This is a genomic window from Microbacterium sp. K35, assembly GCF_004794375.1.
Classification (GTDB): Bacteria; Actinomycetota; Actinomycetes; order Actinomycetales; family Microbacteriaceae; genus Microbacterium; species Microbacterium sufflavum.
Window position 1 is genome coordinate 1 of record NZ_SSDM01000215.1, and the last position, 18,852, is coordinate 18,852.

General features: G+C 70.5%; 21 protein-coding genes. 10 read left to right on the forward strand and 11 right to left on the reverse strand.

Annotated elements, in window-relative coordinates; genetic code table 11:
- A partial coding sequence (locus DW299_RS07975; RefSeq protein WP_136036275.1) for a ribokinase occupies positions 1-735 on the reverse strand: 735 nt, incomplete at its 3' end.
- 118 nt (positions 736-853) lie between these two features.
- Here DW299_RS07975 and DW299_RS07980 point away from each other — a divergent pair.
- A complete protein-coding gene (locus DW299_RS07980; protein ID WP_168442788.1) occupies positions 854-1,516 on the forward strand; it encodes a transaldolase family protein in 663 nt (220 codons plus the stop codon).
- Positions 1,517-1,546: 30 nt separating this feature from the next.
- Here the strand turns inward: DW299_RS07980 and DW299_RS07985 are convergent, their stop codons facing one another.
- The gene (locus tag DW299_RS07985; RefSeq protein ID WP_136029458.1) at positions 1,547-2,224 is read right to left on the reverse strand and encodes a FadR/GntR family transcriptional regulator; all 678 of its coding nucleotides are present in this window, start codon (positions 2,222-2,224) and stop codon (positions 1,547-1,549) included.
- 47 nt (positions 2,225-2,271) lie between these two features.
- Here DW299_RS07985 and DW299_RS07990 point away from each other — a divergent pair, with 47 nt between their 5' ends.
- Positions 2,272-3,162, forward strand: a complete 891-nt coding sequence (locus tag DW299_RS07990) for an amidohydrolase family protein (RefSeq protein WP_136036276.1) — start codon at positions 2,272-2,274, stop codon at positions 3,160-3,162.
- Between the two features lie 174 nt (positions 3,163-3,336).
- On the opposite strand, the gene DW299_RS07995 is transcribed toward DW299_RS07990, so the two are convergent.
- Positions 3,337-4,104, reverse strand: a complete 768-nt coding sequence (locus DW299_RS07995; protein ID WP_136036277.1) for an SDR family NAD(P)-dependent oxidoreductase — start codon at positions 4,102-4,104, stop codon at positions 3,337-3,339.
- Positions 4,086-4,946 (reverse strand): fumarylacetoacetate hydrolase family protein, encoded by an 861-nt coding sequence (locus DW299_RS08000; RefSeq protein WP_136036278.1) that lies wholly within the window; start codon positions 4,944-4,946, stop codon positions 4,086-4,088. The genes DW299_RS07995 and DW299_RS08000 overlap by 19 nt, the downstream gene beginning before the upstream one ends.
- A gap of 122 nt (positions 4,947-5,068) precedes the next feature.
- Here DW299_RS08000 and DW299_RS08005 point away from each other — a divergent pair, with 122 nt between their 5' ends.
- Genes DW299_RS08005 through DW299_RS08015 form a run of 3 tightly spaced genes read left to right on the forward strand, consistent with a single transcriptional unit; the run spans position 5,069 to position 7,752 of the window.
- Positions 5,069-6,364, forward strand: a complete 1,296-nt coding sequence (locus tag DW299_RS08005; protein WP_136029466.1) for an L-fuconate dehydratase — start codon at positions 5,069-5,071, stop codon at positions 6,362-6,364.
- The gene (locus DW299_RS08010; RefSeq protein WP_136036279.1) at positions 6,351-7,316 is read left to right on the forward strand and encodes an aldo/keto reductase; all 966 of its coding nucleotides are present in this window, start codon (positions 6,351-6,353) and stop codon (positions 7,314-7,316) included. Before DW299_RS08005 ends, DW299_RS08010 begins: the two co-directional genes overlap by 14 nt.
- A 16-nt stretch (positions 7,317-7,332) precedes the next feature.
- The gene (locus DW299_RS08015; protein ID WP_136029470.1) at positions 7,333-7,752 is read left to right on the forward strand and encodes an RbsD/FucU family protein; all 420 of its coding nucleotides are present in this window, start codon (positions 7,333-7,335) and stop codon (positions 7,750-7,752) included.
- 128 nt (positions 7,753-7,880) lie between these two features.
- On the opposite strand, the gene DW299_RS08020 is transcribed toward DW299_RS08015, so the two are convergent.
- The gene (locus tag DW299_RS08020; RefSeq protein WP_136029472.1) at positions 7,881-8,882 is read right to left on the reverse strand and encodes a LacI family DNA-binding transcriptional regulator; all 1,002 of its coding nucleotides are present in this window, start codon (positions 8,880-8,882) and stop codon (positions 7,881-7,883) included.
- Positions 8,883-9,068: 186 nt separating this feature from the next.
- Between DW299_RS08020 and DW299_RS08025 the strand changes: the two genes are divergently transcribed.
- The 5 genes from DW299_RS08025 to DW299_RS08045 all read left to right on the forward strand — a co-directional run bounded on the left by DW299_RS08025 (position 9,069) and on the right by DW299_RS08045 (position 14,508).
- Positions 9,069-9,938 (forward strand): sugar phosphate isomerase/epimerase family protein, encoded by an 870-nt coding sequence (locus DW299_RS08025; protein ID WP_136036280.1) that lies wholly within the window; start codon positions 9,069-9,071, stop codon positions 9,936-9,938.
- A gap of 190 nt (positions 9,939-10,128) precedes the next feature.
- A complete protein-coding gene (locus DW299_RS08030; protein WP_136036281.1) occupies positions 10,129-11,631 on the forward strand; it encodes a sugar ABC transporter ATP-binding protein in 1,503 nt (500 codons plus the stop codon).
- Positions 11,631-12,665 carry an ABC transporter permease gene (locus DW299_RS08035; protein WP_205812648.1) on the forward strand — a complete coding sequence of 345 codons (1,035 nt, stop codon included), beginning with the start codon at positions 11,631-11,633 and terminating at the stop codon, positions 12,663-12,665. Before DW299_RS08030 ends, DW299_RS08035 begins: the two co-directional genes overlap by 1 nt.
- A 157-nt stretch (positions 12,666-12,822) precedes the next feature.
- Positions 12,823-13,827: an ABC transporter substrate-binding protein gene (locus DW299_RS08040; protein WP_136029478.1), complete on the forward strand. Its 1,005-nt coding sequence runs from the start codon at positions 12,823-12,825 to the stop codon at positions 13,825-13,827.
- Positions 13,828-13,953: 126 nt separating this feature from the next.
- Positions 13,954-14,508, forward strand: a complete 555-nt coding sequence (locus DW299_RS08045; protein WP_136029480.1) for a VOC family protein — start codon at positions 13,954-13,956, stop codon at positions 14,506-14,508.
- Positions 14,509-14,634: 126 nt separating this feature from the next.
- Here the strand turns inward: DW299_RS08045 and DW299_RS08050 are convergent, their stop codons facing one another.
- The 6 genes from DW299_RS08050 to DW299_RS08075 form a co-directional block, all read right to left on the reverse strand.
- Positions 14,635-15,312 carry a hypothetical protein gene (locus DW299_RS08050; RefSeq protein ID WP_205814353.1) on the reverse strand — a complete coding sequence of 226 codons (678 nt, stop codon included), beginning with the start codon at positions 15,310-15,312 and terminating at the stop codon, positions 14,635-14,637.
- 83 nt (positions 15,313-15,395) lie between these two features.
- Positions 15,396-15,938, reverse strand: a complete 543-nt coding sequence (locus tag DW299_RS08055) for a hypothetical protein (RefSeq protein WP_136036282.1) — start codon at positions 15,936-15,938, stop codon at positions 15,396-15,398.
- A 78-nt stretch (positions 15,939-16,016) separates the two neighbouring features.
- Positions 16,017-16,313, reverse strand: a complete 297-nt coding sequence (locus DW299_RS08060; RefSeq protein ID WP_136029484.1) for a putative quinol monooxygenase — start codon at positions 16,311-16,313, stop codon at positions 16,017-16,019.
- Positions 16,314-16,361: 48 nt separating this feature from the next.
- Entirely contained in the window at positions 16,362-17,330 is a 969-nt protein-coding gene (locus DW299_RS08065) for a phosphotriesterase family protein (protein ID WP_136036283.1), read from the reverse strand.
- Entirely contained in the window at positions 17,330-18,289 is a 960-nt protein-coding gene (locus DW299_RS08070) for a shikimate dehydrogenase family protein (protein ID WP_136036284.1), read from the reverse strand. The genes DW299_RS08065 and DW299_RS08070 overlap by 1 nt, the downstream gene beginning before the upstream one ends.
- Positions 18,286-18,852: 2-hydroxyacid dehydrogenase (locus DW299_RS08075; protein ID WP_275090582.1), on the reverse strand; the 567-nt coding region annotated here is incomplete at its 5' end. The genes DW299_RS08075 and DW299_RS08070, both read right to left, overlap by 4 nt.

An 18,852-nucleotide genomic window follows, 5' to 3' on the forward strand; every position in this document is an offset into this window, starting at 1 on the left:
GACGACCGTCGCGCCCTCCGCGGTGACCACGCACGACCCCTGTCCGGCGAGCGTGACGACCGCGGCGCCCACGCCCTGGGCGAGGAACCAGCGGCCCGCGCGCTCGGCCGACGCCGCGTCGGTCACCTCGATGCCGCTGATGAGCGACGCCTCGGTCTCGTTGGGCGTGACGATGTCGATGCTGCGCCAGAGGGCGGGCGGGAGCTCCGCGGCGGGGGCGGGGTCGAGGATCACGGTCATGCCGTGCTCCCGCCCGCGGGCCGTGATGTGGGCGGTCAGCGCCGACGGCGTCTCCAGCTGGGTCAGCAGGACGGACGTGGTGGGGGCGAGGGCGGTGAGCGCCTCGTCGATCTGCGCGGTGCTGAGCGCGGCGTTCGCGAGCGGCACCATCACGATGTCGTTCTGCGCCGACGCGTCGACGCGGATGTGCGCGATGCCCGTGGGGCCGGGGACCGTGCGCAGGTGGGTGAGGTCGACACCGGCGGCCGTGAGCCCGTCCACCACGAGGTCGTGGAACAGGTCGTCTCCCACGCAGCCGACGAAGCTCGTGCGTGCACCGGAGCGTCCGGCCGCGACCGCCTGGTTCGCCCCCTTGCCGCCGAGCATGAGCGTGAACTCGTCGCCCAGGATGGTCTCGCCGCGGGCCGGCAGCCGACCGGAGAAGGTGGTGACGTCGGCCGTGACGCTGCCGACGATGACGACGCCGGTGCGGTCGCCGGGGTGTGCGGGTGTCATCTCGCTCCTGATCCTCCTCGACAGCGCGGGCGCTCCGGTGGCGTTGACTAGGCTCGGAGCTGTCATTACATTAGCCGAAACCGAACCTGTAACGACAGGTTCCCGCGAGGAGACCCCGATGACCCCGATCGCGCCCCGCCTGTACGTCGACAGCGCCGACGTCGACCGCGTCTCCCGGCTGCTCGCCGCGGGCGTGGTCTACGGGGTCACCACCAACCCCACGATCCTCGAACGGGGCGGCCGCACCGCCGCGGAGATCCCCGACCTCTACGCCCGATGGGTCGAGGAGGGTGCCCGCGAGGTGTTCTTCCAGACCTGGGGCGGCGACACCGCCTCCTTCCTGCGCAACGCCGAGGGCATCCGGGCGCTGGGCGACCGGGTGGCGGTGAAGGTCCCCGCCACGCCCGACGGCTTCGCGGCCGCGTCCGCCCTCGTGCGCGACGGGGCGACCGTGCTCGTCACGGCCGTGTACTCCGTGGCGCAGGCCCTCGCGGGCGCCGCGATCGGCGCCCGGTACCTCGCGCCCTACCTCGGCCGGATGCGCGACGCGGGCGTCGACGGCGAGGTCGTGATCGCGCGGATGCAGGAGATGTGCGCGGGGACCGACTCGAACGTGCTCGCCGCGTCGCTGCGGTCGGCGGAGGATCTGGTCGGCCTCCGACGCGCCGGCGTGCCCTACTTCACCGCCGCCCCCGACGTGCTCGACCAGGTGCTGTCGAACCCGGTCAGCGACGCCTCCGCCGCCGAGTTCGACGCGGCCATGGTGCGCCTGGGAGCCTGACCCGCCCCGCTCGCTCCGTCGCGGTGCGGCTCAGGCGGTCGCGGCCTGCCGCAGCCAGCGCTCCACGCCCGCGATGTGGGCCGTGGCGAGCGACGTGGCGAGAGCGGAGTCGCGCTGGGCGATGGCGTCGGCGATCGCGCGGTGCTCCGACAGCGTGCGCTCGACCGCGCCGCCCTCGGTGAGCCCTCGCCACACGCGAGCCCGCACGGTCTGGCTGCTCAGGTGCTCGATCAGGCTGGCCAGATAGGCGTTGCCCGCCATCGCCACGATGTCGCGGTGGAAGCGGATGTCGTGGTCGACGAGCTCCTCGATGCTCACGCCGGCGTCGATGCCGGCGACCTCCTCCTGCACGGCCGCGATCGCCTCCTCGCTGCCGAGCGTCGCGGCGAGCCCGGTCGCCTGCGACTCGAGCATCCGCCGCACCGCGAACATCTCCAGCATCGAGTCGTCGTCGTGCATGTCGACCACGAACGCGATCGCCTCGAGCAGCAGATGCGGCTCCAGGCTCGTGACGTAGGTGCCGTCGCCGCGGCGCACGTCGAGCACGCGGATCACCTCGAGCGCCTTGACCGCCTCGCGCATCGAGTTGCGCGAGAGCCCGAGTCGTTCGGACAGCTCCTTCTCCGGGGGCAGGCGATCGCCGGGCGCCAGTTCGCCCGACACGATCATCGCCTTGATCTTCTCGATCGCCTCGTCAGTGACAGCCATGGCGTCATCCTTGCACAGTGATCGGATGTCTACGGCAGGATGGGGGCATGCGCACCCTCGACTCGCACCTGCACCTGTGGGACCCGGAGGTTCTGACCTACTCGTGGCTGGAGGGGCCCCTCGCCGGGCGGTTCGCCGCGGAGGAGATCGAGAGCGCCCGCATCGACGGGTCGACCGAGGAGCGCGCGATCTTCGTGCAGGCGGGCACCGCGGTCGACGACGAGCTCGACGAGGTGCGGTGGGTCGCGGGACAGGCCGAGCGGCTCGGGGTGGTCGGCATCGTCGCGGGTGCCCGACTCGACCGCGGCACCGACACGACCGTGCACCTGGAGAGCCTCACGGCGGAGCCGCTGGTGGTGGGCGTGCGGCACATCCTGCAGGACGAGCCGGATGCGGTGGCGCTGTCGTCCGCGTTCGTGACGGGCGCGCGAGAGGTCGCGGCCCACGGCTGGGCGTTCGACGCGTGCGTGCGGTCGTGGCAGCTGCCCGACGTCGCGCGGCTGTCCGCCGCGATCCCCGAGCTGCGCATGGTGCTGGATCACCTCGGCAAGCCCGCGGTCGGCACCGCGCACGCTCCGCTGGCCCCGACCGCGGAGTGGGAGCGCGACCTCGCCGAGCTCGCACGCCACCCGCAGGTGTACTGCAAGGTGTCGGGTCTTCCGGCGGAGGCGGGTGGTGACTGGAGCCTCGTGCAGCTCGAGCCGTTCCTGGACACCGCGGCCGACGTCTTCGGGCCGGAGCGCCTGATGTGGGGTACCGACTGGCCGGTCTCCGCGGTCGGCCCGGCCCGCACGGACGCCGCCTCGGACGCCCCGTCGACGTATCAGCCGACCGCCCGCAGCCGCTGGGCCGACGCGGTCTCGACGTGGGCGGACTCCCGCGGCATCGACCGGGCCGCCCTCTTCCACGACACCGCCGCCGCGTTCTACGGCCTCTGACCCCCCCGCCCCGTCCGCCCCATCCCGTCGCGCGGTGCGCGTGCGATATGTCACCCCCGAAGCTCCTGCGCGGCACGTTTTCGATCCCGCACCGACTCCGCACCTCAGGCCGCACGCGAGAGGGCCCGGCGTCTCAGGGAGTCGCCGGGCCCTCTCGTCGGGGAGGGTGCGAGGTCACTCGGGGCGGAGCCGCAGCTGCGCCATCCCGCCGTCCACCTCGAGGAAAGTGCCCGTGGTCGAGCCCGCGCCCGGTCCCACCAGGTAGGCGACGGCCGCGGCGACCTCGTCCGGGCTGACGAGCCGTCCGTGGGGCTGTCGTGCTTCGAGGGCGGCGCGCTCGGCCTCGGGGTCGGCGGCGGTGTCGAGCAGTCGCCCGACCCAGGGGGTGTCGGCGGTGCCGGGGTTCACGGCGTTGACGCGGATGCCCTCGCGCAGGTGATCGGCGGCCATCGCGCGGGTGAGGGCCGACACGGCGCCCTTCGACGCGGAGTAGAGCGCGCGCTGCGGGAGGCCGGTGGTGGAGGCGATCGACGCGGTGTTGCACACGGCGGCGGCGGGCGACTTCCGCAGCCACGGCAGTGCGGCCGAGGTCACGCGGGCGATGCCGGTCACGTTGATCGAGAGCACGCGCGCCCACTCGTCGTCGTCGTTCGCGGCGATGTCGCCCTGCGCGCCGATGCCGGCGTTGTTGACCACGATGTCGATGCGGCCGAAGCGCTCGGCGACCGCGGCCACGGCCGCGTCGACGCTCGCGCGGTCGGACACGTCGGCGGTGAACGCGGCGAAGCGCTCGTCGGCGTTCGTCGTGTCGCGGTCGAGCACGGCGATCGTGGCGCCGTCGTCGTGCAGTCGGCGGGCGATCGCCGCGCCGATGCCGGAGGCTCCGCCCGTGACGATCGCCACCAGGCCGTCCATCGTTCCGCTCACTTCTGCGCCTCCCATGCCACGAACTCCTGTCGCTGCCGGCCGAGGCCGTCGATCTCGATCTCCACCACGTCGCCCGGGGCGAGATAGGGGTACTTGCCCGACAGGGCCACGCCCTGCGGGGTGCCGGTGAGGATCAGGTCGCCGGGCTCCAGCGTCACGTACTGCGACAGGTGGTGCACGATCTGCTCGACCGGGAAGATCATGTCGCTCGTGTTCGAGTGCTGCCGCGGCTCGCCGTTGACGAAGCTGCGGAGGCCGAGGGCCCGGTGGTCCACCTCGTCGGGCGTGACCAGCCACGGTCCGGTGGGGTTGAAGCCGAACCCGATCTTGCCCTTCGACCACTGCCCGCCCGACACCGCCATCTGGAAGTCGCGCTCCGACACGTCGTTCGCGGCGACGAAGCCGGCGACGTGCGCCATCGCCTCGTCGGGGGAGTCGAGGTAGGCGGCGCGGGCGCCGATCACGATGCCGAGCTCGACCTCCCAGTCGGTCTTCTCGCTGCCGCGCGGAATCGTGACGGTGTCGTTCGGGCCGACCACGGTGTTCGGGGTCTTGAGGAAGATGATCGGGATGGTCGGCGGCTCGGAGCCGGACTCGGCCGCGTGCGCGGCGTAGTTCATGCCGATGCAGATGACCGCGCTGGGGCGGGCGATGGGGGCGCCGATGCGCATCCCCGCGGCGTCGGGCAGCTCGGGGAGCTCTCCGGCGTCGCGCGCGGCGGCGACGCGGGCGGCGACGTCTCCGGCGAGGAAGTCGCCGTTGACATCGGATGTCAGTGGGCGGAGGTCGAGGTAGCGGTCACCCTCCACGAGGACGGGGATCTCCGCCCCAGGGGTGCCGAGCCGCGCGAACTTCATGATTCTCCTGATCGTTCGGGAAGCCGCTCTGCGGCGGCCGGTCTCGTTGACAGTATAGACATCGGATGTTTACACTCCAAGGGATCCGCACGGAAGAAGTCCCGTGCATGGAGAGGAATCCCGTGAGCCGTATCGTCGCCCTCGACACCACCGACATCCGCTTCCCTACGTCCCTGAGCCTGGACGGGTCGGACGCGATGAACCCCGACCCCGACTACTCCGCCGCGTACGTCATCGTGCGCACGGATGCGGAGGACGACATCGAGGGGCACGCGTTCGTGTTCACGATCGGACGGGGCAACGACGTGCAGGTGGCTGCGATCGACGCCCTCGCGGGGCACCTGGTCGGCCGGGAGCTCGAGCCGCTGCTCGACGACATGGGCGGCACCTTCCGCGAGATCATCGGCGACTCGCAGCTGCGCTGGCTCGGGCCGGAGAAGGGCGTCATGCACATGGCCATCGGCGCCGTGATCAACGCGCTGTGGGATATCAAGGCCAAGCGCGCGGGCCTGCCGCTGTGGCAGCTCCTCGCCCGGATGACGCCGGAGGAGCTGGTCGACCTGGTCGACTTCCGCTACCTCACCAACGCCCTCACCCGCGACGAGGCGCTCGACATCCTCCGCGCCGCCGAGCCCGGCCGCGCCGAGCGCGAGCAGCAGCTGCTCGCCACCGGCTACCCCGGCTACACGACGAGCCCGGGGTGGCTGGGCTACTCCGACGAGAAGCTCGAGCGCCTGGCGCGCGAGGCGATGGCCGACGGCTTCACGCAGATCAAGCTCAAGGTCGGCGCCGACCTGCAGGACGACATCCGCCGCTTCCGCAAGGCGCGCGAGGTCTGCGGCCCCGACTTCCCGATCGCGATCGATGCCAACCAGCGCTGGGAGGTATCGGAGGCGATCGAGTGGGTGAACGCCCTCGCCGAGTTCCACCCCGCCTGGATCGAGGAGCCCACGAGCCCCGACGACATCCTCGGGCACGCCGAGATCGCCCGCGGGGTGGCGCCCATCCGCGTCGCCACCGGCGAGCACGCGCAGAACCGCATGATCTTCAAGCAGCTGCTGCAGGCCGACGCGATCTCCGTCATGCAGATCGACGCCGTGCGCGTGGCCGGGGTCAACGAGAACATCGCGAACCTGCTGCTCGCCGCGAAGTTCGACGTGCCGGTCTGCCCGCACGCCGGCGGCGTCGGGCTGTGCGAGGCCGTGCAGCACCTGTCGATGTTCGACTTCGTCGCCGTCTCGGGCACGCGCGAGGGCCGGCTGATCGAGTTCGTCGACCACCTGCACGAGCACTTCGTCGTGCCGACCGACATCCAGGGCGGCTCGTACATGGCGCCCACCGCGCCGGGTACCGGCATGGAGATGAAGACCGACAGCATCGCCGAGTACACCTGGACGGGTGCGCATGTCGGTGCCTGACCGCCTGGCCGTCCCGACGCTCGGCTACGGTGCCGCGAACGTCGGCAACCTGTTCCGGGAGCTGTCCGACGACGACGCCTGGGCCGTGCTGGATGCGGCGTGGGAGAGCGGCATCCGCTTCTACGACACCGCGCCGCACTACGGGCTCGGGCTGTCCGAGCGGCGTCTCGGCGCCTTCCTGCGCACGAAACCCCGCGACGAGTACGTGCTGTCCACCAAGGTCGGACGGCTGCTGCGCCCCAACCCCGACCACGCGGGCGGTCTCGACACCGCGAACGACTTCCACGTGCCCGACACCCTGCAGCGCGTGTGGGACTTCTCGGCGGAGGGCATCCGCACGAGCCTCGACGAGTCGCGCGAACGCCTCGGCATCGAGCGCATCGACCTGCTCTACCTGCACGACCCCGAGCGCCACGACCTCGACCTCGCGCTGGCGGAGGCCCTCCCCGCGCTGGAGCAGGTGCGTGCGGACGGCGAGGTGACCGCGATCGGCATCGGCTCGATGGTGTCGGAGGCGCTCTCCGCGTCGGTGCGGGCCGCCGACCTCGACCTCGTCATGGTCGCCGGGCGGTACACGCTGCTCGAACAGCCCGCCGCAGTCGACGTGCTGCCGGCGTGCCGCGAGACCTCGACCGGCATCGTGGCGGCCTCGGTGTTCAACTCCGGGCTGCTCGCGTCGAACGAGCCGCGGCGCGACGGACGCTACGAGTACGGGCAGCTGCCGGACGAGCTGTGGGACCGGCTGGTGCGCATCGCCGCGGTGTGCGCCGACCACGGGGTGCCGCTGCCCGCGGCCGCGATCCAGTTCCCGCTGCAGTCCGACGTGGTGCGCTCGGTGGTCGTGGGCGGCAGTCGCCCCGCACAGCTGACGCAGAACGCCGAGTACGCTGCGCGGGAGATCCCGTCCGCACTGTGGGAGAACCTCGCCGCCGAGGGTCTCATCCCCGCCTGACCAGAGAGGAGCCCTCGTGCTCGAAGGAATCCACCCGCTGCTGACCGGCGAACTGCTGCTGCACCTCGACCGCATGGGGCACTCCGACGCCGTGGTCGTCGCCGATGCGCACTTCCCCGCGTGGGGGCTGGGCGCCCGGGTGGTCGACCTCCCCGGCACGACGACGCCCGAGGTCGTCGCGGCGATCCGCACGGTGCTGCCCCTCGACGATGCGCCCGGCCTCGACCTGATGGCGTCGGCCGACGGCGAGGTGCTCGACGTGCAGCGCGAGCTCATGGACGCGGCGGGCACGGCGGTCGACACGACCCGGTTCGTGGAGCGTTTCGCCTACTACGACGTCGCCCAGGACGCGTATCTCCTGGTGCGCACGGGCGAGACCCGCAAGTACGGCAACGCGCTGCTCCGCAAGGGCGTCGTCGGCCACCCCTCCGCCTGACGATCGGTTCACGACTCAGGGGAACAGCGGGGACACTCGGCCTCCCGCGCGTACCGGCGCCGGGCGCGCCCCTTCTGCGGAGTTGTGAACCGGCTCAGGCGCCCACGGTGCGTGCGGTGTGATGCGGGTCAGCGGCCGCGGGTGGATTCGCGGATGACGAGCTCGGCGGGGAACGGCGGGGTCGCGGGCGGGGGAGCCGCGGGGTCGGCGAGCTGAGCCAGCAGCGCTGCACCGGCCGCGCGACCGATCTCGTAGCCGGGCTGGCGGACGCTCGTGAGCGGCACCACGCTCTGGTGCGCCTCGGCCACGTCGTCGAAGCCGACCAGCGCGATGTCCTCCGGCACGCGGATGCCGTGCCGCAGCAGCTGTGTCAGCACGCCGAGCGCCACCATGTCGTTCGCGGCGAAGATCGCATCGGGCCGTTCGTCCGCGGGTTGCGCCACGATCTCTGCCCCCGCGGTCAGTCCGTCCTCGGTGGCGAGGTGCCCGACCTCCCGCACCTCGACCTCCGCGCCCGTGCCCGCCGTGGCGTCGCGCAGTCCCGCCAGGCGGTCGTTCGACTCGGTCACCGCGGGGTTGCCCAGGAAGAGGATGCGCCGCCGCCCGAGGTCGACGAGGTGCTCGCCGGCGAGCAGTCCGCCCGCGCGGTCGTCGAACAGCACGGAGGCGACGGTGGCGGATTCGCGGATCGGCCCGACCACGACGGAGCGGATGCCGCGATCGGCGAGTCGCTCCAGGCGCGGCACCACGTCGCCGAGCGGGTAGATGACGATGCCCTGCACGCGATGCGCCTCGAACATGTCGATGTTGCGCTGCTCGCGGTCGGCATCCCGGTCGCTGTTGCTGAAGAAGAGCGACCAGCCGCCCTCGCGCGCCACGTCGTCGACACCGCGGGACAGCTCGTGGAAGTACGGCAGCCACGCGTCGAGGAGGATCAGCGCCAGGGCCTTGCTCGACCCCGCCCGCAGCTGCCGTGCCGATTCGTTCGGTACGAAGCCCAGCTGCTCGATGGCCGCCCGCACCTTCTCCCGGCTGCCCTCCCCGAGCACGTGGGGGTGGTTGAGGTAGTTGGAGACCGTCGAGGAGGAGACGCCGGCGAGGGCGGCCACGTCTTTCACGCTGGCGGGCATCGGTCTCCTTCGTCGATACGGGCCGAGGCGACCCCGGCGGCGACACCAGGCTAGCCGAGGGATTGCAACGTGCCAAGAAAGTTCTTGACAGGCCGTCGTCGTCGGACCTAACGTGTGTCGAACCCGGAATTGGAACGTGCCAAGTCCGGACGGCGACGGTGCCGCACACCCGCCGGGAGAGGTCTCATGAACATCGGCTGTCACGGACTCGTCTGGACCGGAACCTTCGACGCCGACGGTATCCGCCTCGCGGTGGAGAAGACGAAGCAGGCCGGGTTCGACCTGATCGAGTTCCCGCTGATGGACCCGTTCACGTTCGACGTCGCGGCGGCGAAGGGCGCCCTCGCCGAGCACGGTCTCGCGGTCAGTGCCTCCCTCGGGCTCTCCGCGGAGACCGACGTCACGAGCTCCGACCCGGATGTGGTCGCGGCCGGTGAGGCGCTGCTGCTGCTCGCGGTCGACGTGCTGGCCGAGCTGGGCGGGACCCACTTCTGCGGCGTGATCTACAGCGCCATGCAGAAGTACATGGACCCGGTGACACCGGAGGGGCTCGCGTCGAGCCGTCGCACGATCGCCCGGGTCGCCGACCACGCCGCCGAGCGCGGGGTCTCGGTGTCGCTCGAGGTGGTGAACCGCTATGAGACCAACGTGCTCAACACCGCGCGGCAGGCCCTGGCGTACCTGGCGGAGGTGGACCGCCCGAACCTCGGCGTGCACCTGGACACGTACCACATGAACATCGAGGAGTCGGACATGTTCGCCCCGGTGCTCGACGCGGCTCCGGCGCTGCGGTACGTGCACATCGGCGAGAGCCACCGCGGGTATCTGGGCACCGGCACGGTCGACTTCGACACGTTCTTCAAGGCGCTCGGCCGCATCGGCTACGACGGGCCGATCGTCTTCGAGTCGTTCTCGTCGGCGGTGGTCGCTCCCGACCTCAGTCGCATGCTGGGCATCTGGCGCAACCTCTGGACCGACAACGACGAGCTCGGCGCGCACGCCAACGCCTATATCCGCGACAAGCTCGTCGCGGTCGACTCGATCCGGCTGCACTGAGCCGGGTCAGCGGCGACGGGATCCTCGGTCGAGATCAAGATGTTATTACAGGTCTTCCCGATCGAATGATCTTTAGATACATTTAGATACAACTTGCACCGGCCCGGGTGCAGGACGCAGAATTGATCCGATGTTTACGGCGGAATGATCCGCCAATCGCGAGACGACCTCCAAGGAAGCAGGTGAGCGCATGAGTGGACCCATCCTCAGGGTCGAGGGGATCAGCAAGGGATTCCCCGGCGTGCAGGCGCTGAAGGATGTGCACCTCGAGGTGCGCGAGGGCGAGGTGCTCGTGCTCGTGGGAGAGAACGGCGCCGGCAAGTCCACGCTGATGAAGATCCTCTCCGGCATCTACACCAAGGACGAGGGCACCATCACGTTCGAGGGCCGCGAGGTCGAGCTCACCAGCCCGCTGCAGGCGCAGGAGCTCGGCATCACGATCATCCATCAGGAGCTCAACCTGATGCCCGACCTCACCGTCGCCCAGAACATCTACGTCGGCCGCGAGCCCACGACCGGCCCGTTCCTGTCGGAGCGCAAGCTCAACACGCAGACGGCGGAGCTGCTCCAGCGCCTCGGCATCCACCTCAACCCGCGACAGCTCGTCGGCGAGCTCACGGTGGCCGAGCAGCAGATGGTCGAGATCGCCAAGGCGCTGTCGTTCAACGCCAAGGTGCTCATCATGGACGAGCCCACCTCGGCCCTCACCGACAGCGAGGTCGAGACGCTGTTCGTGCTGATCGAGCAGCTCAAGGCGCGCGGCACCGGCATCGTCTACATCTCACACCGGATGGACGAGCTGCGGCGCCTCGCCGACCGCGTGACCGTCCTCCGCGACGGCACATACATCGGATCACTCGACAAGGCGGAGATCACGATCCCGAAGATCATCGAGATGATGGTCGGCCGCGTGATCGACGAGGGGACCCGCCCGCAGGCCCGCGAGCACCTGAACGACCCGGTCGTGCTCGACGTGCAGGGGCTGTCGACGAAGACCCTCCTGAAAGACGTGTCGTTCCAGCTGCACAAGGGCGAGATCCTCGGGTTCGCCGGCCTCATGGGCGCGGGACGCACCGAGACCGCCCGTGCCGTGATCGGCGCCGACCACCGCGACGGCGGCACCATCACCATCGGCGGGCGCCAGGCGCGGATCGCCCAGCCCGCCGACGCCGTCAAGCACGGCGTGGGCTACCTCTCCGAAGACCGCAAGCTGCTCGGGCTCATGCTCGAACAGGACGTCACGTTCAACACCGTGCTCGCCTCGCTCGGCAGCTACGCCAACGGCATCGGCTGGATGGGCGACGGCAAGGCCAAGAACCGCACCAAGGAGTACGTGCAGCAGCTGCGCGTGAAGACCCCCTCGGTCAACCAGGTCGTCAAGCTGCTCTCCGGAGGGAACCAGCAGAAGGTCGTCATCGCCCGGTGGCTGATGCGCGACTGCGACATCCTCATCTTCGACGAGCCGACGCGAGGCATCGACGTCGGCGCGAAGGAGGAGATCTACCGCCTCATGCAGCAGCTCGCCGACAGCGGCAAGTCCATCATCGTCATCTCGTCGGAGCTCCCCGAGATCCTGCGCGTCGCGAACCGCATCGCCGTGTTCGCGAACGGGCGCATCACCGGGACGCTCCGCAACGAGGAAGCCAGCCAGGAGAAGATCATGCAACTCGCAGCCCACGGGGAGGAAGACTGATGAGCACCCCACAGCAGCCCGGAGGGTCGACGACGACCATCATCCAGACGGCCGTGAACGAGAACACCGACAAGCGCGACATCGGCGGATTCCTGAAGCGCCAGTTCCAGCAGTCGCTGGCCTTCGGCACCCTGATCGTGCTGGTCATCTTCTTCTCGATCGCCAGCCCCAACTTCTTCACCTTCAGCAACATCGCCACCGTGCTGCTGTCGACCGCGGTGATCGGCATCCTCGCCCTCGGCACCACGTTCGTCATCATCACGGGCGGCATCGACCTGTCGATCGGCACCGGCATGGCCCTGTGCGCCGTGATGACCGGCGTGATCGTCACCAACCTCGGGCTCCCTGTCTGGCTGGGCGTGATCGGCGGCATCGCGACCGGTGTGCTGATGGGCCTCATCAACGGCGTGAACATCACGTTCCTCCGCCTTCCCCCGTTCATCGCCACGCTCGCGATGATGATGATCGCTGGCGGCCTCGCCCTCGTCATCTCGAACGTCGCGCCGATCTACTTCTCGACCTCGGCGCCCGACTTCAAGAAGATCGCGCTCGGCGTGATCATCCCCGGCATCCCGAACGCCGTGCTCATCACGGCCGCCCTCGCGATCGTGGCGTGGCTGGTGCTGTCGAAGACGCTCCTCGGCCGCTACACGTTCGCGATCGGCTCGAACGAGGAGGCCACCCGCCTCTCCGGTGTGAACACGCGCCGCTGGACGATCCTCATCTACATGTTCGCCGGGGCCTTCACCGGAGTCGCGGGCATCGTGATCGCCTCGCGCCTCGACTCCGCCCAGCCGCAGATCGGCACCGGGTACGAGCTGCAGGCCATCGCGGCCGTCATCATCGGCGGCACCTCGCTCCTCGGCGGACGCGGCTCGATCCTCGGCACCGTGATCGGCGCGCTGATCATGAGCGTGCTCGTGAACGGACTGCGCATCATGTCGATCCAGACCGAGTGGCAGAACATCGTCGTCGGCGTGGTCGTGCTGCTGGCGGTCTTCCTCGACTCGCTGCGCAACCGGCAGCGCACCTGAGACCAGGGCGGCGGCGAAACCCGTGCCCGCCGCCGCCCCACCCGGCCCCGGCCGGACCCGCGGAGTCCCTCCGCACAGGCACCAGGAATGTCCCACAGCCGGCCCTGGCCGGCATCACACAGAACCATCCGGCTCGTACTCAAACAATGGAGTTTTCATGAAATTCGGGAAGAAGACCGCCTTCGCAGCCCTCGTGGCCGCTTCCGCGCTCGTGTTCGCCGGCTGTGCCGGCGGTGGCGGCGACGTCATCGAGGAAGGCTCCGGCTCCGGCAGCGGCAGCGGCGACGGCGAGATGTACATCGCGCTCGTCTCGAAGGGCTTCCAGCACCAGTTCTGGCAGGCCGTGAAGAAGGGTGCGGAGCAGAAGGCCGAGGAGCTCGGCGTGAAGATCACGTTCGAGGGCCCCGCCGCCGAGACCGAGATCGCGCAGCAGCTCGAGATGCTGACCGCCGCGATCGACAAGAACCCCGACGCCATCGCCTACGCCGCGCTCGACCCCGAGGCGTGCGTCGCCCCGCTCGAGCAGGCGAAGTCGAAGGACATCCCGGTGGTCTACTTCGACGCCCCGTGCGACGGCGACGTGGGCCTGAGCCTCTCCGCGACCGACAGCAAGGTCGCCGGTGCGCTCGCGGCCGAGCACATGGCCGAGCTGATCGGCGGCGAGGGGCAGGTCGCGATCGTCGGCCACTCGCAGATCAACTCGACCGGTGTCGAGCGTCGCGACGGCTTCGTCGAGAAGATCGAGTCGGACTACCCCGACATCGAGATCGTCGACATCCAGTACGGTGACGGCGACCACCTCAAGTCGGCCGACATCGCCAAGACGCTGATCGCCGCCCACCCCGACCTCAAGGGCATCTACGGCACCAACGAGGGCTCCGCGATCGGTGTCGTGAACGCCGTCAACGAGCTGGGCCTGGAGAAGGGCAAGATCACCATCGTCGGCTTCGACTCCGGCGCCGCGCAGATCAACGCGATCAAGGACGGCACCATGGCCGGCGCCATCACGCAGGACCCGATCGGCATCGGCGCGCAGGTCGTGCAGGCCGCATACGACGCCGCGAACGGCGACGACGTCGAGGAGTTCTACGACACCGGTTCCTACTGGTACGACAAGAACAACATCGACGACGACAAGATCGCCGCGGTGCTCTACGAGTGACACCCCGCTGAACCACGGAGCCCCTCGCCTTGCGGCGGGGGGCTTCGTGTTTCCGGGACAAGAGGATCATCAGGACAGGATCTGACCGCGGTGCACGGCATCCTGTGCGGAACGAAAGGATGCACCATGCCCACACCTGCTCCCGTTCCTGCCGGGTCGAACACCGTCAACCCCTTCCTCATGACCGACGATGCCGCCCGCATCATCGATTTCGTGATCGAGGTCTTCGATGCCTCGGATGTGCCCCAGGCGCGAACGCTCGACACCGACGGCCTGATCCTGCATTCCGAGCTGCGCATCGGGGACTCGATGATCACGGTCGCCGACCGCAAGCCGGACTGGCCGTTCACCCCCGGGTTCCTCCAGGTGTACGTCGTCGACGTGGAGGCAACGCTGGCGCGGGCCGTCGCCCTCGGCGCCCGCGTCGTGACCACACCGACCGACTTCTTCGGTGACACGCTCGCACGGTTCGTCGACCCCTCGGGCAACCTCTGGTGGGTCTACCGGCACGCCGCCCAGGAGCAGACCGACGACACGAGCGGTGAAGACGAGGCCTGGTCCACGGATGGCGCCGACACCGCCGAGGACTGGTCGAGCTTCACATCGCCGGAGTTGGACTACATCCACGAGAGCCTGGTCCAGGCGATCGCATCGCTCCGGGACCCGCGACTGCCGAGCTGACGGGATTGCAACCGTGTTGTTGATCCTCGCGCACACGCCCGTCGCCGACTCGACCTGAGCAGGGGAGGCCGGAGGACACCCCGGCGGTCTCCGTCGACGCTCCGTGCGACGGCGACGGGACGGGAGTCAGCAGCCGGCTGCGGTGGGCTGCTCGTCGCACGTGTAGCGGACGAGAGCGGACGTGGCCTCGTAGATGCGGATGCTGTGGGCGGGCCCGGCGACCGAGAGCTCTCCCGCGACGGGGAACCAGCCGTTGCCCAGGTCGACCTCGGCCGTGTAGCGGACCGTGGTGACGGCGGTGTAGGTGCCGCGGTCGCGGTAGACGTGGCTCGTCGGAGTCGGGGTGAACTGCGGCTGGTGGGCGGCGGCCCAGGTGCGGCCCCCGGTGGCGGTGGTGGCGCTGGTGCCGTCGCCGAACGTGGTGTCGAACGCGACAGGGGTGAAGCGCACCGTGACGGCCAGGTCGAGGATGGTGCCCTGCTGCGTGTGCGCGGTCGCGGCGGTGACGAAGTTCGTCGGAAGCCCCGCGACCCCGACCCCACCCGGCTCGGCCGCCGTGGCGACCGGCTCGGGAGCGAACCGGGCGAGATCCGCGATGGTGAGCGGGTCGCCGTCGGCGCTGGTGACACGGACACCGTAGATCCCGCACGAAGCCTTGTACGGGTACGGCACAGTGGCGCACGGGTCGGCCGGCTTCGGCGCGGCGCTGCCGTTCTTCCGACCGGGGGGAGCGCTCTCGCCGCGCGGTGCGGGGGTGGTCTGGGTTGCGGTGACGGTGAGCTGTCGTCCCTCTGCGCCTGCCATGAACGACGTGCCCGCGGTTGATTCGCCGTCGTCGTGATCCGACGCTGAGGCAAGCAGGCAACAGGCCAAGGCGACGGAGGCGATCAGCCGCATGACGAGTCACCTGCCTTCGATGCGCGGGAGATCAGATATGCGTCGTCGGACCAGACGAACGTCACATCTGCCACATAGATCGGCGCTCGATCCTGCGCCACTCTGGACGCTCCGCGTGCATCGACGATCTGGACCGAGCTGACGTCGACACAGATGCGGGCGCGGACCTCGTCGTATGTGGCCGTCGTTCGAAGGGGGTGAAATCCCACGACGGTATTCGCGCCCGAGACTGTCAGTTCCTCGGCGTGCATCACGGAGAGGTTCTTGCGATCCACTGCTTGGAAGTCGCCCGTCGTTCTCTCAAAGACGGCCTCAAAGGTGGCTGGATCGGCTGGATCCACGAGGTTTAGGGCGTCGTTGTAGGCGCGATAGGTGGCCTCGGCGGCGGCGAAGGCGTCCTTCTTCGAGGCGAACAGCGGGGTCGGCGTCGGAGACGGGGAGGGTTTCAGATCGGCAGTGCAGCCGGTGAGCAGGACGAGGGAGACGGCGAGGGCGGCGAGGGCGCGCGTCGAAAGGGAGTGGGGACGAGTCACCGGGCCACGGTACGTGCAACGCCGGCGCGTCGGTCCGGGTTGTCCACAGGAGCCCGCGCGCGCACCTCGGACAGGGGGTCAGACGCGGCGGAGGAAGGTGAGGATCGAGGCCGGCTCGACGATCAGCTCCTGCAGCGCGGCGTTGAACGGGACCCCGGCGGACGCCGCGAGGTGCTCCTGGAACGCGGCCTCGTCGCGGTACACCTCGTATACGAAGAAGCGGTCGGGGTCGTCGACGAGTCGCGTGGCGTCGAACACCACGTTGCCCTCCTCGGCGCGGACGATCTCGGCGAACTCCCGCAGGAGTGCGGCGACCCGGTCGGCTGCCCCGGGCTTCGCGGTGAAGACGGCGTGCAGGATGGTGGGTTCGGTCATGGGGGCTCCTCGGGTGGAGGCGACGAGACGGCGTCGGGCGGCGCGGTCTCAGTGGTCGAGGGTGAGCAGTCGTGCGGGCGTGTGCACGAGCATACGCTGCACGGCCGCATCGCCGACCGCGTCGCGCAGTCGCGGCAGGTACCGGTCGCCGAGGTAGGCGAGCCCGGGCATCCCGCCGTAGGCGATGTACCGCCTGCGCCGGGCGACGTCGCCGCCGAGCACGATGCGGTCGCCCGCGCCGCGTTCCACCACGGCGGCGGTCAGGGCCAGCAGTTCCGCGTCGGATCGGGTGCGCGGACGGGCGAAGCCGTCGTAGCCGAGGTGGGCGCCGCGCTCCGCGAGCGACACGTGAAGTCCGGGGTCGGGGTCGCGGTCGGCGTGGGCGAGCACGACCCGATCGCTCGCCACGCCCTCGGCCGCGAGCAGATCGAGCACCTCGTGCGCCGCCGTGCAGAACTCCAGGTGCACCATGACGGGGGCACCGGTCTCGCGGTGCGCGGCCGCCACCGCGCCGAGGGTCGTGCGCTCGAACGGGCTGATGCGCCAATAGTCGATGCCCGCCTTGAGCATCCCCGCGCGCACCGGGGCGCCCGTGGGCGAGGTCGCGACGGGCACATCGGGCGCGGCGAACACCGCGTCGTCGGAGGCGGGCATGCCGCGGGTGAGGTCCGCCACGAACAGCGCGGACAGCCGCTCCGCGTCCCACACCTGCATCGGGTGGTCGTCGCCGTAGTGGGCTTCGCGGTGCCGCCCCGTGGTCGCGACGATGCCCAGTCCGGTCGCCGCGCTGATGCGGACCAGGGCCTCCGGGTTCCGGGCGAGCCCGAACGGCGTGGCGTCGACCATCGCGTCGAAGCCGCTCGTCTGCAACGCCGCCGCCTCGTCGCCCGACGCCTGCTCGTCGTCGAGCTCGTCGCCCGGCAGCAGCGGCGACACCTGGAACAGGTGCTCGTGGTAGTTCACGCGCCCGAGCTCCGACGCGTCGACGTCGCCGAGCACCGTGCGCACGACGGGCATCAGCGCACCGACTCCGCTGCCGCGGCCAGCCGCTCCACGGTCTCGGGCGTCAGCTCCAGCTCGAACACGTCGGCCACCACCTGCGACCAGCCGTGGATGAAGTAGCGCCAGCCGTCGACCACGTGCAGGTCGCGCGACGCGCGCTGCGCCTCGGCCTGGTGCAGGAACTCCAGCGACCCGCGGTAGTTGAACTCCCACGCGTACGCGCCCGCGGGGAACACGACCGCGTCGCTGAGCGGCGAGCCGGGACGGTCCTTGCCGAGCCCCGTGGCGTTCGCGATCACGGAACCCGCGGGCGTCGCCGCCACCAGCGCATCGGCCTCCTCCGGCGTCTCCGTCACCACGTAGCGCAGCAGGTCGTCGGGGGTGCCGTGCTGGCGGTGCACCTCGCGCAGGTGGTCGAGCTTGTCCTGCGTGCGCGCGGTCACCGTGATGCGGGCGGGGGCGTCGGTGCGCTCCGCAAGGGCCCAGCTGAGCGCGGTGCCCGAGCCGCCCGCACCCAGGATGACGACCTCCGCCCCGGTGCGGGCGAAGTGGTCGGCGGGCAGGAAGTCGTTCAGGGCGAGGTCGACCGTGATCGGATCCTTCGCGCGGCCCGACAGGCGCGAGCCCCGCTTGGCGATGCTGGAGATCTCGGAGCACGACACCGCGAACGGGTCGAGCTCGTCGAACAGGTCGGACGCCGCCGCGTACACATTCATCTTGTGCGTGGTCACCAGGGCGCCCCGGTGGTGGGGGTCGTCGCGGATCTGCTCCACCATCGCGCGGTACTGCGCGGGGTCGGCGTCCATCGGCAGGTCGTGGCCCACGAGCCTGCGGGTCGGGAGGTCGAGGATGTCGGCCCAGAGCGGGAACACCTTCATGATCGACGACGAGGCGGTGGTCACGCCCACGAACCCCATGTAGTCGGCGGTGGCGGTGTCCGCGGCGGGTGCGGCGGTGTCGGCGGTGGTGGTCATCGCATCTCCTGGGGAACGGGCACGGGGTGGGCGGGCTCGGCGCCGCGCAGCACGGCGATCACGTCGTCGAGCGACAGGGAGCCCATGTTGTCGACGGCCTGGGTGGTCTGCGCACCGAGGTGGGGGGTGACGATCACGCGGTCGACGAGATCGGCCGCGAGCAGCGGACTGTCGTGGGCGGCGGTGTCGCCGTCGAGCGTGTCCGCCGCGTAGCCGGCGAGCGTGCCGTCGCGCAGGGCCTCGGCCACCGCCTGTTCGTCGACCAGGTCGCCGCGAGCCGTGTTCACCAGCGCCGTGCCGCGGCGCATGTCCGCGAGGCGCTCGGCGTCGACCAGCCGCTGTCCGCCCGGCGCGTGCAGGGTGATCACGTCGGCCGCGCGGAACAGCTCGTCGAGCGGGACCGGCTCCGCGCCCTGCGCCCGCACGAGCTCGACGGGAAGGAACGGGTCGGCCGCGAGCACCCGGGAGCCGAAGCCGCTCAGGCGCCGCGCGACACCCTGGCCGATACGGCCGAAGCCCACGATGCCCACGGTCGCGGCGCCGAGCTCGCGGCCGCGCCGCAC

Bases quoted from the DNA above. Each gene is read 5' to 3' on its own strand.
- DW299_RS07980 (WP_168442788.1), top strand. From the start codon at position 854: ATGACCCCGATCGCGCCCCGCCTGTACGTCGACAGCGCCGACGTCGAC.
- DW299_RS07985 (WP_136029458.1), bottom strand. From the start codon at position 2,224: ATGGCTGTCACTGACGAGGCGATCGAGAAGATCAAGGCGATGATCGTG.
- DW299_RS07990 (WP_136036276.1), top strand. From the start codon at position 2,272: ATGCGCACCCTCGACTCGCACCTGCACCTGTGGGACCCGGAGGTTCTG.
- DW299_RS07995 (WP_136036277.1), bottom strand. From the start codon at position 4,104: ATGGGAGGCGCAGAAGTGAGCGGAACGATGGACGGCCTGGTGGCGATC.
- DW299_RS08000 (WP_136036278.1), bottom strand. From the start codon at position 4,946: ATGAAGTTCGCGCGGCTCGGCACCCCTGGGGCGGAGATCCCCGTCCTC.
- DW299_RS08010 (WP_136036279.1), top strand. From the start codon at position 6,351: ATGTCGGTGCCTGACCGCCTGGCCGTCCCGACGCTCGGCTACGGTGCC.
- DW299_RS08020 (WP_136029472.1), bottom strand. From the start codon at position 8,882: ATGCCCGCCAGCGTGAAAGACGTGGCCGCCCTCGCCGGCGTCTCCTCC.
- DW299_RS08025 (WP_136036280.1), top strand. From the start codon at position 9,069: ATGAACATCGGCTGTCACGGACTCGTCTGGACCGGAACCTTCGACGCC.
- DW299_RS08030 (WP_136036281.1), top strand. From the start codon at position 10,129: ATGAGTGGACCCATCCTCAGGGTCGAGGGGATCAGCAAGGGATTCCCC.
- DW299_RS08035 (WP_205812648.1), top strand. From the start codon at position 11,631: ATGAGCACCCCACAGCAGCCCGGAGGGTCGACGACGACCATCATCCAG.
- DW299_RS08040 (WP_136029478.1), top strand. From the start codon at position 12,823: ATGAAATTCGGGAAGAAGACCGCCTTCGCAGCCCTCGTGGCCGCTTCC.
- DW299_RS08045 (WP_136029480.1), top strand. From the start codon at position 13,954: ATGCCCACACCTGCTCCCGTTCCTGCCGGGTCGAACACCGTCAACCCC.
- DW299_RS08050 (WP_205814353.1), bottom strand. From the start codon at position 15,312: ATGGCAGGCGCAGAGGGACGACAGCTCACCGTCACCGCAACCCAGACC.
- DW299_RS08060 (WP_136029484.1), bottom strand. From the start codon at position 16,313: ATGACCGAACCCACCATCCTGCACGCCGTCTTCACCGCGAAGCCCGGG.
- DW299_RS08065 (WP_136036283.1), bottom strand. From the start codon at position 17,330: ATGCCCGTCGTGCGCACGGTGCTCGGCGACGTCGACGCGTCGGAGCTC.
- DW299_RS08070 (WP_136036284.1), bottom strand. From the start codon at position 18,289: ATGACCACCACCGCCGACACCGCCGCACCCGCCGCGGACACCGCCACC.